General features: G+C 71.2%; 16 protein-coding genes. 8 read left to right on the forward strand and 8 right to left on the reverse strand.

Annotation, left to right across the window (positions count from 1 at the left end; genetic code table 11):
- Window positions 1–59 precede the first annotated feature (59 nt).
- Window positions 60–890 (reverse strand): oxidoreductase, encoded by an 831-nt coding sequence (locus ACFU97_RS04540; RefSeq protein ID WP_384250747.1) that lies wholly within the window; start codon window positions 888–890, stop codon window positions 60–62.
- A 115-nt stretch (window positions 891–1,005) separates the two neighbouring features.
- On the opposite strand from ACFU97_RS04540, the gene ACFU97_RS04545 reads away from it, so the two are divergent.
- Entirely contained in the window at window positions 1,006–1,923 is a 918-nt protein-coding gene (locus ACFU97_RS04545) for a LysR family transcriptional regulator (protein WP_384250750.1), read from the forward strand.
- 114 nt (window positions 1,924–2,037) lie between these two features.
- Here the strand turns inward: ACFU97_RS04545 and ACFU97_RS04550 are convergent, their stop codons facing one another.
- The 3 genes from ACFU97_RS04550 to ACFU97_RS04560 all read right to left on the reverse strand — a co-directional run bounded on the left by ACFU97_RS04550 (window position 2,038) and on the right by ACFU97_RS04560 (window position 3,083).
- Entirely contained in the window at window positions 2,038–2,226 is a 189-nt protein-coding gene (locus ACFU97_RS04550; RefSeq protein ID WP_384250753.1) for a hypothetical protein, read from the reverse strand.
- Window positions 2,227–2,350: 124 nt separating this feature from the next.
- Complete coding sequence (locus ACFU97_RS04555) at window positions 2,351–2,704, reverse strand: PRC-barrel domain containing protein (protein ID WP_384250756.1); 354 nt, start codon at window positions 2,702–2,704, stop codon at window positions 2,351–2,353.
- A gap of 193 nt (window positions 2,705–2,897) precedes the next feature.
- Window positions 2,898–3,083 carry a hydrophobic protein gene (locus tag ACFU97_RS04560; RefSeq protein WP_384250758.1) on the reverse strand — a complete coding sequence of 62 codons (186 nt, stop codon included), beginning with the start codon at window positions 3,081–3,083 and terminating at the stop codon, window positions 2,898–2,900.
- A 156-nt stretch (window positions 3,084–3,239) separates the two neighbouring features.
- On the opposite strand from ACFU97_RS04560, the gene ACFU97_RS04565 reads away from it, so the two are divergent.
- Together ACFU97_RS04565 and ACFU97_RS04570 are read left to right on the forward strand one after the other, a co-directional pair.
- Window positions 3,240–4,808 (forward strand): FMN-binding glutamate synthase family protein, encoded by a 1,569-nt coding sequence (locus ACFU97_RS04565; RefSeq protein WP_384251131.1) that lies wholly within the window; start codon window positions 3,240–3,242, stop codon window positions 4,806–4,808.
- Between the two features lie 37 nt (window positions 4,809–4,845).
- Complete coding sequence (locus tag ACFU97_RS04570; protein WP_384250761.1) at window positions 4,846–6,606, forward strand: thiamine pyrophosphate-dependent enzyme; 1,761 nt, start codon at window positions 4,846–4,848, stop codon at window positions 6,604–6,606.
- Window positions 6,607–6,924: 318 nt separating this feature from the next.
- Here ACFU97_RS04570 and ychF read toward each other — a convergent pair whose 3' ends face one another.
- Complete coding sequence (gene ychF / locus ACFU97_RS04575; RefSeq protein WP_384250763.1) at window positions 6,925–8,013, reverse strand: redox-regulated ATPase YchF; 1,089 nt, start codon at window positions 8,011–8,013, stop codon at window positions 6,925–6,927.
- Between the two features lie 201 nt (window positions 8,014–8,214).
- On the opposite strand from ychF, the gene ACFU97_RS04580 reads away from it, so the two are divergent.
- Window positions 8,215–8,835 (forward strand): DUF6542 domain-containing protein, encoded by a 621-nt coding sequence (locus tag ACFU97_RS04580; RefSeq protein WP_384250765.1) that lies wholly within the window; start codon window positions 8,215–8,217, stop codon window positions 8,833–8,835.
- A gap of 10 nt (window positions 8,836–8,845) precedes the next feature.
- Here the strand turns inward: ACFU97_RS04580 and ppgK are convergent, their stop codons facing one another.
- Both ppgK and ACFU97_RS04590 read right to left on the reverse strand, forming a co-directional pair.
- Window positions 8,846–9,589: a polyphosphate--glucose phosphotransferase gene (gene ppgK / locus ACFU97_RS04585; RefSeq protein WP_384250768.1), complete on the reverse strand. Its 744-nt coding sequence runs from the start codon at window positions 9,587–9,589 to the stop codon at window positions 8,846–8,848.
- A 29-nt stretch (window positions 9,590–9,618) separates the two neighbouring features.
- Window positions 9,619–10,620 (reverse strand): 4-hydroxy-3-methylbut-2-enyl diphosphate reductase, encoded by a 1,002-nt coding sequence (locus ACFU97_RS04590; RefSeq protein WP_384250770.1) that lies wholly within the window; start codon window positions 10,618–10,620, stop codon window positions 9,619–9,621.
- Between the two features lie 114 nt (window positions 10,621–10,734).
- Between ACFU97_RS04590 and ACFU97_RS04595 the strand changes: the two genes are divergently transcribed.
- The 4 genes from ACFU97_RS04595 (at window position 10,735) to ACFU97_RS04610 (ending at window position 14,740) form a co-directional block, all read left to right on the forward strand.
- Complete coding sequence (locus tag ACFU97_RS04595) at window positions 10,735–12,120, forward strand: APC family permease (protein WP_384250772.1); 1,386 nt, start codon at window positions 10,735–10,737, stop codon at window positions 12,118–12,120.
- 428 nt (window positions 12,121–12,548) lie between these two features.
- Entirely contained in the window at window positions 12,549–13,757 is a 1,209-nt protein-coding gene (xseA, locus tag ACFU97_RS04600; protein WP_384250774.1) for an exodeoxyribonuclease VII large subunit, read from the forward strand.
- A gap of 9 nt (window positions 13,758–13,766) precedes the next feature.
- The gene (locus ACFU97_RS04605; protein ID WP_384250776.1) at window positions 13,767–14,000 is read left to right on the forward strand and encodes an exodeoxyribonuclease VII small subunit; all 234 of its coding nucleotides are present in this window, start codon (window positions 13,767–13,769) and stop codon (window positions 13,998–14,000) included.
- A gap of 149 nt (window positions 14,001–14,149) precedes the next feature.
- Window positions 14,150–14,740, forward strand: coding sequence for a malonic semialdehyde reductase (locus ACFU97_RS04610; RefSeq protein WP_384250779.1), 591 nt, complete (start codon window positions 14,150–14,152; stop codon window positions 14,738–14,740).
- A gap of 63 nt (window positions 14,741–14,803) precedes the next feature.
- Here the strand turns inward: ACFU97_RS04610 and ACFU97_RS04615 are convergent, their stop codons facing one another.
- On the reverse strand, window positions 14,804–15,331 hold the full coding sequence (locus ACFU97_RS04615) for a DUF4245 domain-containing protein (RefSeq protein WP_384250781.1): 528 nt from the start codon (window positions 15,329–15,331) through the stop codon (window positions 14,804–14,806).
- Window positions 15,332–15,390: the final 59 nt, after the last annotated feature.

Here is a 15,390-nt window from a genome sequence, read left to right on the forward strand (position 1 = left end):
CAACGGGAGCGGTGGCGGACGGCCGGCTCCGCCACCGGCCGCGGGTGGCCTGGGGTGCCTCAGTCGCCGATGGCCGTGGCGCGCGTACGCTTCTCCCAGGCGGCGATCTCCGTGCGCACCTGGTCGAGCTTGCCGAGGACCGCCTCGACGCCGTCCTCGCCGAGCGGCAGGTGCAGCGGCGTCTCCTCGGCGTCCAGGGCGGCGAGGACCAGGGCCGCCGCCTTCGCCGGGTCACCGCCCTGGGTGCCGTCGCCCCCGGCGACGACGGAGCGGGTCCGGCTCACACCGTCGTACACCCCGCTGTCCGCGCTGACCCCCGCACGGCTGCTGTCGAACAGCGCCGTCCGGAAGGACCCCGGCTCCACGATCAGCACCTTGATGCCGAACTCCCGCACCTCGTCGGCGAGCCCCTCCGACAGGCCCTCCAGCGCGAACTTGGTGCCGCTGTATGCCGAGAACCCCGCGAAGGACATCTGGCCGCCCATGCTGCTCATCTGCACGATCGCGCCCGAGCGCCGCTCGCGCATGTGCGGCAGCACCGCGCGCGTGAGGGCCGCGGGCCCGAAGACGTGCACGTCGAACAGGTCGCGCAGCTCGGCGTCGGTGGTCTCCTCGAAGGCGCCGACATGCGTACGGCCGGCGTTGTTGACCAGGACGTCGATCCGCCCGTGCCGCGCGATCACGTCCTGCACCGCGGGCCCCGCGGCGGCGACGTCGGCCACGTCCAGCCGCAGCGCCTCCACCTGGTCGGGGTGGGCGGCCACGAGGTCGTCGAGGCCCTCGGGCCGCCGGGCGGCGCCCACCACGACATCGCCCGCGGCGACGGCCGCTGCCGCGACGGCCCGCCCGAGTCCGCTGCTCGCACCGGTGATCAGCCACACCTTGTTCATGACACCCAGCCTCCGTAGGGAGCGCTCCGAACGGCTCTCCTCGGCCGTCCTCGTCGCTCGGGAACCAGGCTGCTCCCGTGGACCCCCGCCCGTCCAAGACCTACGGTGACAACCGATGGTTATGACGACGGACGTCCATGTGCGGGACCTGCGGTACTTCGTCACGGTCGCCGAGGAGCTGCACTTCACGCGCGCGGCCGAGCGGCTCTACGTCTCGCAGCCCGCGCTGAGCAAGCAGATCCGGGCGCTGGAGCGGCAGTTGGGCGTCGAGCTGCTGCGCCGCGACCGGCACGGCGTGGCGCTCACGGCGGCCGGGACCGCGCTGCTGCCGCACGCCCGGCGGGTGCTGGACGCCTGGGCGCGGGGCGCGTCGGCGATGGAGCAGGCGCGGGCCGCGCTGCGCAGCACGCTGGTGGTGGGCATGAGCACCAGTCCCGGACGCGGCGGGCTGCTGCCCGCGATCCGCTCCCGGTTCACGGCCGCGCACCCCGAGGCCGCGGTCCGGCTGCGCCAGGTGAGCTGGGAGGACCCGACCGCGGGCCTCGCGGACGGCGACGCGGACGTGGCCTTCGTCTGGCTGCCCCTGCCGGACCAGGAGCGCTTCGCCTGGACGGTGGTCGCCGAGGAGCCGCGCCACGTCGCCCTGCCGGAGTCCCATCCGCTCGCCGGCCGCTCCGCGATCGACTTCGCGGACCTGGCCGACGAGCCCTTCCTCGCCCTGCCGCCGGAGACGGGACCGCTCCGGGACCACTGGCTCGCCCTGGAGGAGCGGGCCGGCCGCCCGCCCCGGATCGGCGCGGAGATCGCGAGCACGGAGGAGACGTACGAGGCGCTGGTCGCGGGCCTCGGCGTGTGCCTGGTGGCCGCGGGCAACATCCCGCTGCTCACCCTGGGCGGCGTGGTGACACGGCCGGTCCGCGGCATCGCCCCCAGCCGGTACGTCCTGGCCTGGCGGGCACAGGACCGCAGGCCCCTGGTGCGGGCCTACGCGGAGGCGTGCCTGCGGGTGACGGAGGGGGAACTCGGACGTTGAAGCGGAACGCGATCACAAGCCCCGGCGAGAGCGACGTGCCCTGGGCTGACGGCCGGCTCCACCGAACGGCCGCCGACCAGAATCCGCAGCGGGGCTCGGGACGGCGCGATCGTCTCACGGTTCCCCGGCGACGGCCGCGGGGACGGCGACGAGGGCGCCGATGATGCCGAGGAGCGCCCCGCCGACAAGTTCGAGTTCACCGACGCCCCCTGAGGACTTCGGAGCGGGCAGGTCTCCGGTCCTCGACGCGGCCCGGCCCGCATCGTCGGCCGCGTGGAGAGCCTGATCGACCGCGGCGGCCATGAGCTACGTGAGTGACCTCCATGCCGGGGCCCCACGCATCGCCCGAACCCGCGCCCCGGGCACACGAGAGCCCCGCGACTCGTCGAAGAGTCCCGGGGCCGTGGTGCTCGGAGCGGGTGTCGGGTCAGGCGTGCGGACCGGTGCCGTAGTAGGTGCCCAGCTCGTCGTGGTAGCCCGGGTCGCCGAGATGCTTCTCCCGGTCGAACTCCGGGGCTTCCTTGATCTGTTGCTTGGTGAGGCCGACGAAGACCTTCCGCTCGTTCGGGTCGATGCTCACGACCGTGCTCGCCGGGAGCATGACCTCCTTGCCGAAGATCCACACACCGGTGTCGACGACCAGGTAGGCGTCATCGACCTCGTCGGAGTGCTTGTCGACCTTGCCGATGCCGCCGTCCGTGGCCTCGACCTTGTATCCGGTGAGGTCCGCGTCCGCAAGACGACCCGCGGTCGACCTGTAACTCCACACATTCTCAGTCACGCGAAAAACAACTCCTCCAGTAAACGGAGGCGGCAGGAATTCCCGCCGATCCTCCTTCGCCGCACGTCGCACACTGCGGTGTCTTCGACCTTCTTGCCTGCGAGTGCCCGCGGTTCCGGGTTGAACACCTCGCGTTCAAGCCAGAATTCATAATTATCTCGGACCCTTGCCCGGAAATATTTCTGCCGGTCAACTACCAGCGATACCAGCGGCCACTCCCACCCTTCGGACGTGCGACGAAGCCGACGAGCCACAGAACCAGCACGACGATCGCAACCCACCAGAGAATTTTCAGCGCGAAACCCGCACCGAAGAGAATCAGAGCCAGCAGAAGAACGAGAAGCAGGGGAACCATAATTGTCAACCTCCGAACCGGCATGTGCCCACCGCTTCCTCGTCCACGCCTGCATTTTCGTAACAGGATCCTTTTCAGGCTCCCCGGTGGACGACGGCGTGTGGGCACCGCCGGGACGGTGCGGTCGGTCCGCATGAGACGGGCCAAGCGGGTTACTCGTGGCTCGTGTTGAGAACCGGAATGGTCGCGGCGGTCGTGTGCGCCGCCCTCGCAGTGGTCGGTACGGCCGTGGTGGTGTCGCCCTGGTGGTGGCCGGCGACGGTGCCGTTGGCCGTACTCGGCACGATCGGTGTGTGGGACCTGGCCCAGCGACGGCACTCGGTGCTGCGCAACTATCCGGTGATCGGGCACGCCCGCTTCCTGTTGGAGCGCATCCGCCCCGAGCTGCAGCAGTACTTCGTCGAGCGGAACTTCGACGGGCGGCCCTTCGACCGGGACATCCGCAGCATCGTCTACGAGCGGGCCAAGGGCACCGCCGCCGAGGAGCCGTTCGGCACCGAACGCGACGTGTACCAGGCGGGCTACGAGTACTTGGTTCCCTCGATGGCTCCCCGCCCGGTGCCCGAACACCCGCCGCGCGTACGCATCGGAGGCCCCGACTGCACCCGCCCGTACGACATGGCCCTGCTGAACGTCTCCGCGATGAGCTTCGGCTCGCTGTCCGCGAACGCCGTCCTGGCACTCAACCAGGGGGCCGCCGCCGGAGGTTTCGCGCACGACACCGGCGAGGGCGGACTGTCGGAGTACCACCTGCGCCCGGGCGGTGACCTGGTCTGGGAGATCGGTACCGGTTACTTCGGCTGCCGGACCCGGGACGGGGATTTCGATGCCGGGGAGTTCGCCGAGAAAGCGGCGGGCGACAGCGTCAAGTGCGTGTCCCTCAAGCTGTCACAAGGTGCCAAACCCGGTATCGGGGGTGTACTGCCCGGAGCCAAGGTGAACGCGGAGATCGCCCGGGTGCGGGACGTCCCCGAGGGACGGACCGTCATCTCGCCGCCCTACCACCGGGTGTTCTCCACGCCTCGTGAGCTCGTCCGCTTCATCGCGCGGATGCGTGAGCTGTCCGGCGGCAAGCCGGCCGGTTTCAAGCTGTGCCCCGGTTCACGGCGCCAGTTCCTCGCCGTGTGCAAGGCGATGATCGAGGAGGGCACCGCACCCGACTTCATCATCGTCGACGGCGCGGAGGGCGGCACGGGTGCCGCACCGCTCGAATTCGCCGACCACGTCGGCACACCGCTCACCGAAGGTCTGATGACCGTGCACAACGCCCTGGTCGGTGCCGGTCTGCGGGACCGGGTCCGGATCGGCGCCAGCGGCAAGATCGCCACCGGGACGGACCTCGTCAAACGCCTGATCCAGGGCGCCGACTACGGCAACGCGGCCCGCGCCATGATGTTCGCGGTCGGCTGCATCCAGGCCCAGCGCTGCCACACCAACACCTGCCCCGTCGGCGTCACGACGCAGGACCCGCGACGGGCCCGCGCGCTGGACGTCGGCGACAAGGCCGCACGGGTGCGGCGCCTCCAGGAGGCCACGGTGGGCAGCGCACTGCACATCATGGCCTCCATGGGAGTCACCGACCCCGCACAGCTCCAGCCGCACATGCTGCGACGGCGCATCGACCCGCAGACCGTGCACTCCTACGACGAGCTCTACGACTGGCTGTCGCCCGGACAACTGCTGGTCGAGCCACCCGCCGGCTGGGCCGCCGACTGGAAGGCCGCCGACCCCGACCACTTCACCGTCTGACCTGGGCCCACTTCGTGATCCGACCTGGAGGAAATCCGTGGCACGTACCGTCGCCCGCGTCATCGTGGACGCCCTGAGCGAACTCGGCGTCCGTCAGGTGTTCGGCGTCGTAGGAGACGCGCTCAACCCCCTCACCGACGCCATCCGCACCACCGACGACGTGGAGTGGGTGGGCTGCCGTCACGAGGAGGCGGCCGCCTTCGCCGCGAGTGCCCAGTCCCAGCTCACGGGCCGCCTGGGGGTGTGCATGGGCACGGTCGGCCCCGGCTCCGTCCATCTGCTCAACGGCCTCTACGACGCGGCCAAGAGCCGTACGCCCGTACTGGCGGTCGCCGGCCAGGTCCCCCTGTCCGAGCTGGGCAGCGACGCGTTCCAGGAAATCGACAACGACCTGCTCTTCCGTGACGTGGCGGTGTTCCGCGCCACGGTCACCGACCCCGACCAGCTGCCACAGCTCCTTGAGACGGCGGTGCGCAACGCCCTCGGCCACAAGGGCGTCGCGGTCCTCACCGTGCCGGGCGACATCGGCGACCGGGAACTGCACACGGACCGCCCGGCCCGCCTCTCCCTCACCACGCCCACCACCCGCCCCGAGGCCCCCGCCGTACGCCGGGCCTGCGACCTCCTCGACCACGCGGACCGGATCACCCTGCTGGTCGGGCAGGGCGCACGAGCCGCCCGCGAGGACGTCCTCGCGCTCGCGGACCGCCTCGCGGCCCCGATGGTGCTGACGCTGAAGGCCAAGGAGGGCTTCGAGGGCGACAACCCCTTCCAGGTGGGACAGACCGGTCTGATCGGAAACCCGGCGGCGGCCGCGGCCATGCAGTCCGCGGACACCCTGCTCCTTCTGGGCACCGACTTCCCCTACCGCGACTGGTATCCCGAGGGCCGCACGGTCGTCCAGGTCGACACCGAGCCGGCACACATAGGCCGCCGCGTCCCGGTGGACCTCGGTCTCGTCGGCGACGTCGGAGCCACCGTGCGCGACCTTCTCGACCACCTGCCCGCCGGGTCGGCCCGCGCGGGCGGAACCCGCGACCGGGGGCACCTGGAGGAGGCGCGCAAGCATTTCCGGAGCTGGCGGAAGGACCAGGCACGGCTTGCTGACCCCGCGCACGACAAGGGTCTGGTCGGCAGGGTGCGCTCCGCGCTGGACAACCGCGAGCACGGCATCCGACCGGAGGCACTGGCCGCCGCCGTGGACCGCAGCGCCGCCGACGACGCGATCTTCACCTCGGACACCGGAATGGCCACCGTCTGGCTCTCACGGTTCGTCGAGATGCGCGGGACGCGTCGGCTGCTGGGCTCCTACAACCTGGGCTCCATGGCCAACGCCATGCCGCAGGCACTCGGCGCACAGTACGTGGACCGCGACCGCCAGGTCGTCGCCTTCTGCGGCGACGGCGGCCTGAGCATGCTCCTCGGCGACCTCATCACGCTCAAGTCCTACCAACTGCCGGTCAAACTCGTCGTCTTCGACAACCGACGCCTCGGCATGGTCAAGCTGGAACAGGAGCAGGCCGGGCTCCCCGAGTTCGGGACCGTCCTGGACAACCCCGACTTCGCCGCCGTCGCCACAGCCATCGGCATCACCGGTATCCGCGTCACCGATCCGGCCGACCTCGCCGACTCCGTACGCCGTGCCTTCGCCACTCCCGGCCCGGTCCTCCTCGACGTCCTCACCAACCCGGGCGAGATCGCCGTCCCCGCCAAACCCACCGTCGAACAAGGCTGGGGCTTCGCCGTCGCCAAGACGAAGGAGCTGCTGCGCAGCCACGGAGACGAAACCCCCCACTGACCACGTGTCCCCTGGGCGGACCGAGCCCGCCCGGGGATCCTGGGAAAGCGATCCGGGGCGGGCTGGGGTCAGGACGGATCGTGCGGCACGAGGGGCACGGGTCAGCGGCGGCGCATCATCATGACGACGGCGACGATGACAATGATGATGACGACGGTACCCAGACCTATGTACACGGGTTTCTCTTTCCTTCAGGGACCGGCACCCATCGGCGCCGCAGAAGGCCGAGTGCCCCCGCCGAGGCCTTTCAGACCGCACCCTGGCCGGCGTCTGCGGCCCGCGCCCGAAGTCGGCACTCCGCAGGTGGTAGATCACCCGCTACACGTTGAAGCGGAACTCCACGACGTCCCCGTCCTGCATGACGTAGTCCTTGCCCTCCATGCGCGCCTTGCCCTTCGCGCGGGCCTCGGCGACCGAGCCGGTCTCCACCAGGTCGTCGAAGGAGATGACCTCCGCCTTGATGAAGCCCTTCTGGAAGTCGGTGTGAATGACGCCGGCGGCCTCGGGGGCGGTGGCGCCCTTCTTGATGGTCCAGGCGCGGGATTCCTTGGGGCCGGCCGTCAGGTAGGTCTGCAGGCCGAGGGTGTTGAAGCCCACGTGCGCGAGGGTGGCGAGGCCCGGCTCGTCCTGGCCGACGGACTGGAGCAGTTCGAGCGCCTCGTCCTCGTCGAGCTCGGCGAGGTCGGCCTCCAGCTTGGCGTTCAGGAAGATCGCCTCGGCGGGGGCGACGAGAGCACGCTGCTCGTTCTTGAACTCCTCGTCGACCAGCTCGTCCTCGTCGACGTTGAAGACGTAGAGGAAGGGCTTGGTGGTGAGCAGGTGCAGGTCGTGCAGGAGCTCCTCGTTGCCGGAGCCCTGGACGATGCCCGCGGAGAAGAGCGTGTCGCCCTTCTCCAGGATCGCCTTGGCCTCCTCGACCGCCTTGACCTTGGGCGCGACGTCCTTCTTGATCCGCGACTCCTTCTGGAGCCGGGGCAGGACCTTCTCGACGGTCTGCAGGTCGGCGAGGATCAGCTCGGTGTTGATCGTCTCGATGTCGTCCTTGGGCGAGACCTTGCCGTCGACGTGGACGACGTTCTCGTCCTTGAAGGCGCGGATGACCTGGCAGATCGCGTCGGACTCACGGATGTTCGCGAGGAACTTGTTGCCCAGGCCCTCGCCCTCGGAGGCGCCGCGCACGATGCCCGCGATGTCGACGAAGTCGACCGTCGCCGGCAGCACCCGCTGCGAGGCGAAGATTTCGGCCAACTTGGTCAGTCGCGGGTCGGGGACGCCGACCACGCCCACGTTGGGCTCGATCGTGGCGAACGGGTAGTTGGCCGCGAGCACGTCGTTCTTGGTCAGGGCGTTGAAAAGGGTCGACTTGCCGACATTCGGCAGACCGACGATTCCGATCGTGAGCGACACGTTGCGACTTCCCGTACGTGAGAGACATCAGGGGGACTGGGGGCTGCGGGCCCGGTCCTTCTGCGGTGCGGGGGCGGGCCGATCCACCAGTCTACGGCGTGCCGTGGCCCGCCCCGGCGCCCCGTCGAACGCATGGCCAAGCTCTTCCCATCGGCGTGTCTGATGGGCGATTCGACACATAAGCCGACCTAAGTTGGTCCGGTGGAGCAACACAGGACGCCACCCCCGCGCAACGGAACGCAACGCGGCAGGTCCCCGCTGCCCCCACAGGCGAAGCGCGGCGGCCGCGGCGGTGCGGGCGGCGGCACCGGCGACGGCGTGCGGCCCGCCGCGCAGCGCTCCCCGACCGCCCGTCCCGCGGAGCGCCCGGCGGGTGTACGGCCGCCCGCCGCGCCGCTGGCCGAGGCCGTACGGCGGGTGCGGCGGATGCCCAATCCGCGGCTGACCGGGCTCGGCGGCGGCCTGTTCTGCGGGGCGCTGATGTTCGTGCTGGGCTGTCTCGACCGGCTGCTGTTCGGGGCCTCGCCGACGGTCTACGGCGTGCTGTTCCTGCCCGTCTGCCTGCTGACCGCGCTCTGGGTGCGCAAGGGCGACCTGGCGTCCCCGCCCGTCGTCGTGCCGATCGCCTTCGCGGTGGGCCTGCTGCCCGTGGCGGACGGCGACGGAGGCATGTCCGGCCGGCTGATGGGACTGGTGACGGCGCTGGCGACGCAGGCCCTGTGGCTGTACGCGGGGACGTTCGTCGCGGGCGCGGTCGCGACCGTACGGAAGGTCAGCCTGATGCGCAGGCGGGCCGACCGGCGCCGCCCGCCCGCGCTCTGAGGACGGGGTCCTAGCTCTCCGCCGCCCGCATCGCCGCCCCCACGATGCCCGCGTTGTTCTGCAGCTGGGCCGGGACGATCTCGGCCTTGATGCCCTCGATGAAGGGCAGGAACTTCTGCGCCTTGCGGCTGACGCCGCCGCCCACCACGATCAGTTCGGGCGAGAAGAGCATCTCGACGTGGGCGAGGTACTTCTGCACCCGGCGCGCCCAGTGCTCCCACGTCAGCTCGCCGTCCTCCTTGGCCTTGCTGGAGGCGCGCTTCTCCGCGTCGTGGCCGTTCAGCTCGAGGTGGCCCAGCTCGGTGTTGGGCACGAGCCTGCCGTCGACGAACAGAGCGCTGCCGATGCCGGTGCCGAAGGTCAGCAGGATGACCGTGCCGGCGCGGTCCCTGCCCGCGCCGAAGTGCACCTCGGCGACGCCCGCCGCGTCCGCGTCGTTGACGACCGTCACCGGCAGGCCGCCGAGACGCTCGCCGAACAAGGCGCGCGCGTCGGTGTCCACCCAGCTCTTGTCGACGTTCGCCGCCGTACGGACGGTGGAGCCGCCGGTGACCACGCCGGGGAAGGTGAGGCCGACCGGGCCCTGCCAGCCGAAGTGCTCGACGACCTCGCGCACCCCGTCGGCCACGCTGTCGGGAGTCGACGGATGCGGGGTGAGCACCTTGTAGCGCTCGGCCGCCAGGTCGCCCTTGTCCAGGTCCACCGGGGCGCCCTTGATCCCGGACCCGCCGATGTCCACACCGAAGATCTGCATGGCCCTACGTTACGACGGACGACTGACCGTCACTCCTGCGAGCCGCCCGTTCGCTCCGCGATCAGCGCCGCCGCCTCCTCGCGCAGGTCGCGGCGCAGCTCCTTGGGCAGCGAGAAGGTGATGGACTCCTCGGCCGCCTTGACGATCTCCACGTCCTCGAAGCCGCGCCCGGACAGGTACTCCAGGACCTGCTCGACCAGGATCTCCGGGACGGAGGCGCCGGAGGTGACGCCGACCGTGGAGACGCCCTCCAGCCACGTCTCGTCGATCTCGTCGGCGAAGTCCACCAGGTACGCCTCGCGCGCACCGGCGAGCTTGGCGACCTCGACGAGGCGCTTGGAGTTGGAGGAGTTGCGGGAGCCGACGACGATCACCAGCTCGGCCTCGGCGCCCATCTGCTTCACCGCGAGCTGGCGGTTCTGCGTGGCGTAGCAGATGTCGTCGCTGGGCGGGGAGATGAGCTGCGGGAACTTCTCCTTGAGCGCGTCGACGGTCTCCATGGTCTCGTCGACGGAGAGCGTGGTCTGGGAGAGCCAGACGACCTTGGAGGGGTCGCGGACCTCGACCTTGGCGACGTCCCCGGGGCCGTCGACCAGCGTGATGTGGTCGGGGGCCTCGCCGGAGGTGCCGATGACCTCCTCGTGGCCCTCGTGCCCGATCAGGAGGATGTCGTAGTCCTCGTTGGCGAAGCGGACGGCTTCCTTGTGCACCTTGGTGACCAGGGGGCAGGTCGCGTCGATGGTGGCGAGACGGCCGCGCTCGGCCTCCTCGTGGACGACGGGGGCGACGCCGTGCGCGGAGAACATCACGATGTTGCCCTCCGGGACCTCCTCGGTCCGCTCGACGAAGATCGCGCCCTTCTTCTCCAGGGTCTGCACGACGTACTTGTTGTGGACGATCTCGTGCCGGACGTAGACCGGAGCCCCGTACTGCTCCAGGGCTTTCTCGACGGCGATCACGGCGCGGTCCACACCCGCGCAGTAGCCCCGGGGGGCGGCGAGCAGGACACGGCGGCCAGGCGAAGCAGTCATACGTCCATCGTAGGGCCACGTTCGGGGGGTCGAAGATCGCCTCCTCGGGGAGACTGGCCGTGGAGTGGGAGGGGTGGGGAAGGACACGACGGACGAGGCACCTGCGGAGGCACCATGTCCAGTACCGGCACGGCGGCGCGGACCACAGACGACGGGCATGACCTGCGGCGCAGCCTCGGCCTGCGGGATCTGGTGGTCTACGGGCTGCTGTTCATCGCACCCATGGCGCCGGTCGGCGTGTTCGGCACCCTGGACGCGAAGTCGCACGGGGCCGTCGCGCTCGTCTACGTCGTCGCCACGGTCGCGATGGCGTTCACGGCGTTCAGCTACGCGCAGATGGTGCGGGTGGTGCCCCAGGCGGGGTCGGTGTTCGCCTACGCGCGTGCGGCGCTCGGCAGGGAGGCGGGGTTCGTCGCCGGGTGGATGGCGATGCTGGACTACCTGCTGATTCCGGCGGTCGCCTACCTCTTCTCCGGGATCGCGATGAACGCCCTGGTGCCGGGGGTCTCGCGCTGGGTGTGGACGGCGCTCGCCGTCGTCGTCACGACGGCGCTGAACCTGTGGGGCGTGCGCGCCGCGGCCCGCGCCGGCTTCCTGGTGCTGGCCATGGAGATCGTGGTGCTGCTGGTGTTCGTCGTGTCGGCGCTGGTGGTGCTGGGGCAGGACGGCGCGGTGCGGAGCTGGTGGTCGCCGCTGTCCGGGGACGGGACGCAGGGGCCGTTCGCGCTGTCGGCGGTGATCGGCGCGGTCTCCGTGGCCGTGCTGTCCTACCTGGGCTTCGACGCCATCGCCACCTTCGCGGAGGAGGTCACGGGCGGCTCGCAGAAGGTCGCGCGGGCCCTGCTGTTCTGCCTCGCGCTCGCGGGCGTGCTGTTCATCGCGCAGACGTACCTGGTGGCGCTCCTGGAGCCGACGACGTCGGCGCAGCTGGCCGCCGATCCCGGCAAGCAGGGGTCCGCCTTCTACGACGCCGTGGACACCTCGGTCGGTACGTGGCTGCACGACCTGGTGGCGGCGAGCAAGGCGATCGGGGCGGCGTTCGCGGCGCTGGCCGGGCAGGCGGCGGCCGGGCGGCTGCTGTTCGCGATGGGGCGGGACCGGAGGCTGCCGCGTGCGCTGGCCAGGACCGATTCGGGGCTGCCGCGGGTGGCGCTGCTGTGCGCGGCCGTGATCACGCTCGTCGCGGCGGTGTGGGCGGCCCGCCGCGACGACGGCATGGACCGCCTGGTCTCCGTGGTCGACATCGGCGCCCTGACGGCCTTCACACTCCTGCACGCGAGCGTGGTGGGCTGGTTCGCGGTACGCCGGGCGGGAGGCCCGGTGATCTGGTGGCGCCACGTCCTGATCCCTGTGCTCGGGGCGGCAATCACGGTGGCGGTGATCGTGGAGGCGTCCGGAGCGGCACAGGTGGTGGGCGCGGTGTGGCTGGGCATCGGGCTGATCGTGCTGCTGGTGCAACGGGGGCGGCGGGCCGGCCTGCCCGCCGGGCAGGCGGGCTGAGGGCGGGGCGGGTTGGCGGCGGTCACGCTGCTGAGCACCGTGACTGGCGGTGCTGCTGGTGCGGCGCAGGCGGCGCGGGCGGCGGTGGGCAGCGGGCGGGCCTTTACCGGCCGGGCAGGCGCGCTGACGGGCTGCCTTTGCAGGCCGGGCAACCGCTCTGGCGGACAGGAGGCGGTCACGCGACTGCGAGCCGTGAGGTCGTGGCGCTGCTGACGCGGCACGGACGGCGGGCCGCCCCGCCCGCGCGCGGGCGCGAGACCGCCTCGCCCGCCGGGCCGACGGGCCGACGGCCGTCACGCTGCTGCTCGCCGTGAGCTCGTGGTGCTGCGTGCTGCTGAGGTGCAGCCCGGGCGGCTGCCCGCCTAGCCCACCGCACCGGCCTGGTGACGGCAGGTCGTGTTGTCGGTCGGGGCCGTTACGCTCGCGGCATGGCTCTCAACACGTCCGCGGACGCTCCGCTGCCCGTCGGCGAGGTCTCGCGGCTCATCGGAGGGTGGATCGACCGGCTGGGGGCCGTCTGGGTGGAGGGGCAGATCACCCAGCTGTCGCGGCGGCCCGGCGCCGGCGTCGTCTTCCTGACGCTGCGCGATCCCTCGCACGACATCTCCATCAGCGTCACCTGCTACCGCCAGGTGTTCGACGCCGTCGCCGACGTCGTCAGCGAGGGCGCGCGGGTCGTCGTCCATGCCAAGCCGGAGTGGTACGCGCCGCGCGGCCAGCTCTCCCTGCGGGCCGCCGAGATAAGGCCCGTCGGCATCGGCGAACTCCTCGCCCGGCTGGAGCAGTTGAAGAAGTCCCTGGCCGCCGAGGGGCTGTTCGCGCCGGGGCGCAAGAAGCCCCTGCCCTTCCTGCCCCGGCTCGTCGGGCTGGTCTGCGGCCGCGCCTCGGCCGCCGAGCGCGACGTCCTGGAGAACGCCCGCCACCGCTGGCCCGCCGTCCGCTTCGAGGTGCGCAACGTCGCCGTGCAGGGCGTGCACGCCGTCCCCCAGGTCGTCCAGGCCGTGAAGGAGCTCGACGCGCTCGGCGAGGTGGACGTGATCATCGTCGCGCGCGGCGGCGGCAGCGTGGAGGACCTGCTGCCCTTCTCCGACGAGCAGCTGGTGCGCGCCGTGGCCGAGTGCCGCACGCCGGTCGTCTCGGCGATCGGTCACGAGCCCGACAACCCCCTCCTGGACCATGTCGCCGACCTGCGCGCCTCCACCCCGACCGACGCCGCCAAGAAGGTCGTCCCCGACGTGGGCGAGGAGTACGAGCGGGTGCGGCTGCTGCGGGACCGCGCCCGGCGGTGCGTCGGGGCGCTCGTCGAGCGGGAGGAGCGCGGGCTCGCCCACGCGCTCGCCCGGCCCTCGATGGAGGACCCGCACCGGATGGTCGACGAGCGGGCCGACCACATCGCCTCGCTGACCGACCGCTCGCGGCGCACGCTCCGGCATCTCCTGGACCGCGCCGACTCCGAGCTGACGCACACGCACGCGCGCGTGGTGGCCCTCTCCCCCGCCGCCACCCTCAAGCGCGGGTACGCCGTGCTGCAGAAGGAGGACGGTCACGTGGTCCGCGACCCCGCCGAGGTCACGGCACAGGAGACGCTGCGCGCGCGGGTCTCCGAGGGTGAGTTCTCCGTACGAGTCGACGCATAGGGTGGCCGGATGACCAGCAAGGTGGCGGAAGAGGCGCTCGGCTACGAGCAGGCGCGGGACGAGCTGATCGAGGTCGTACGGCGGCTCGAGGCGGGCGGCACCACGCTCGAGGAGTCCCTCGCACTCTGGGAGCGGGGCGAGGAGCTGGCCAAGGTGTGCCGGCGCTGGCTGGACGGCGCGCGGGCCCGGCTCGACGCGGCGCTGGCCGAGGAGGACGAGGACGGGGAGACGGACGGCGAGTAGCCGTCCCGGCGGTGGTCTGCTGTGAAGCGGATCACTACGCCCTGTTTTTTGTTGAACCTTGAACTTCATTGTCGTACGGTCATGGCTGTCAGCTTAACCGGACCGCGGTCCGGTTGGGAACCGGACGCCGTTACCAAGGAAGTTCAGCCATGTCTCTCGTTCTTGACTCCGCCGCCCAGGACCTGCTGTTCCGCGAGGCCCGCACCGCGAACACCTTCACCGACGAGCCGGTGACCGACGCGCAGGTGCAGGCGATCTACGACCTGGTCAAGTACGGCCCCACCTCCATGAACCAGTCCCCGCTGCGCGTCACCCTGGTCCGCTCCGCCGAGGCCCGCGAGCGCCTGGTGCAGCACATGGCCGAGGGCAACCAGAAGAAGACCGCCACCGCCCCGCTGGTCGCGATCCTCTCCGCGGACAACGAGTTCCACGAGGAGCTGCCGGCCCTCTTCCCGCACTTCCCGCAGGCCAAGGACGCCTTCTTCGGCGACCGCGCGGTCCGCGAGGGCAGCGCCGCCCTGAACGCCGCGCTGCAGGCCGCCTACTTCATCATCGGCGTCCGGGCCGCCGGTCTCGCCGCCGGCCCGATGACCGGTCTCGACTTCGAGGGCGTCCGCAAGGAGTTCCTCGACGACGACCACACCCCGCTGATGGTGGTCAACATCGGCAAGCCGGGCGAGGACGCCTGGTTCCCGCGCTCCCCGCGCCTGGAGTACGACGAGGTCGTCACCACGGTCTGAGCCGACCGCGTATGACAGAGGCCCCCGGCGTCACCGCCGGGGGCCTCTGCCGTGTCCGCGGGGCTACGACTTCGCCAGCTTCAGCGCGCCGGCCATCTGCGTGAGCTGCTCGAAGGAGCCCGTGCCCGCGACCACCGTCGTCGAGCCCTTGCCCGGGAGCACGAGGGCGTCGTAGCGGCCGCCGGTGTAGTGCGTCCAGGTCCGGCCGTCGATCCGCTGGGTGGTCTTCGTCGCCCGCGCGCCCTGGCTCGCCTCGTCGATGAACTCGGCCGGCTTCCGAGTGGACTGCTCGATCTGCACGTACTGGTCGTCGGGGGTGTGGAAGCCCAGATGCCAGGAGTCGAATTCGTCCCCCTGGAAGCGCACGGAGGTCGCCGTCCAGGTCTTGGGCAGGCCCTCGGGGGCGGCGACCGGGTAGGCCGCGGCGCGTCGGGCCGTGAGGAGCTCGACGCGGTAGTCGACCGGCTTGATGTCCGGTTGCGAGTCGTTGTGCGGGATGAAGACGTAGATGACTGCCGCCGCGATCCCGATGATGCCCAGGGACAGAACCATGTCCCGGACCGTCTTCTGCTTGCCGTTCGAACCTGCCACGCCCTCTATCGTCGCAGGTGCCGGGTCCGCTCATCCGTGGGGTCCCCTGCTCATTTTGT

It is taken from the genome of Streptomyces sp. NPDC057616, assembly GCF_042800575.1.
GTDB lineage: Bacteria > Actinomycetota > Actinomycetes > Streptomycetales > Streptomycetaceae > Streptomyces.

Excerpts from the sequence above, each read along its gene's own strand:
- ACFU97_RS04560 (WP_384250758.1), bottom strand. The coding sequence starts at position 3,083 with ATGCCGGTTCGGAGGTTGACAATTATGGTTCCCCTGCTTCTCGTTCTT.
- ppgK (WP_384250768.1), bottom strand. The coding sequence starts at position 9,589 with ATGCAGATCTTCGGTGTGGACATCGGCGGGTCCGGGATCAAGGGCGCC.
- ACFU97_RS04610 (WP_384250779.1), top strand. The coding sequence starts at position 14,150 with ATGTCTCTCGTTCTTGACTCCGCCGCCCAGGACCTGCTGTTCCGCGAG.
- ACFU97_RS04605 (WP_384250776.1), top strand. The coding sequence starts at position 13,767 with ATGACCAGCAAGGTGGCGGAAGAGGCGCTCGGCTACGAGCAGGCGCGG.
- ACFU97_RS04565 (WP_384251131.1), top strand. The coding sequence starts at position 3,240 with ATGGTCGCGGCGGTCGTGTGCGCCGCCCTCGCAGTGGTCGGTACGGCC.
- ACFU97_RS04590 (WP_384250770.1), bottom strand. The coding sequence starts at position 10,620 with ATGACTGCTTCGCCTGGCCGCCGTGTCCTGCTCGCCGCCCCCCGGGGC.
- ACFU97_RS04595 (WP_384250772.1), top strand. The coding sequence starts at position 10,735 with ATGTCCAGTACCGGCACGGCGGCGCGGACCACAGACGACGGGCATGAC.
- xseA (WP_384250774.1), top strand. The coding sequence starts at position 12,549 with ATGGCTCTCAACACGTCCGCGGACGCTCCGCTGCCCGTCGGCGAGGTC.
- ACFU97_RS04550 (WP_384250753.1), bottom strand. The coding sequence starts at position 2,226 with ATGGCCGCCGCGGTCGATCAGGCTCTCCACGCGGCCGACGATGCGGGC.
- ACFU97_RS04540 (WP_384250747.1), bottom strand. The coding sequence starts at position 890 with ATGAACAAGGTGTGGCTGATCACCGGTGCGAGCAGCGGACTCGGGCGG.
- ACFU97_RS04545 (WP_384250750.1), top strand. The coding sequence starts at position 1,006 with ATGGTTATGACGACGGACGTCCATGTGCGGGACCTGCGGTACTTCGTC.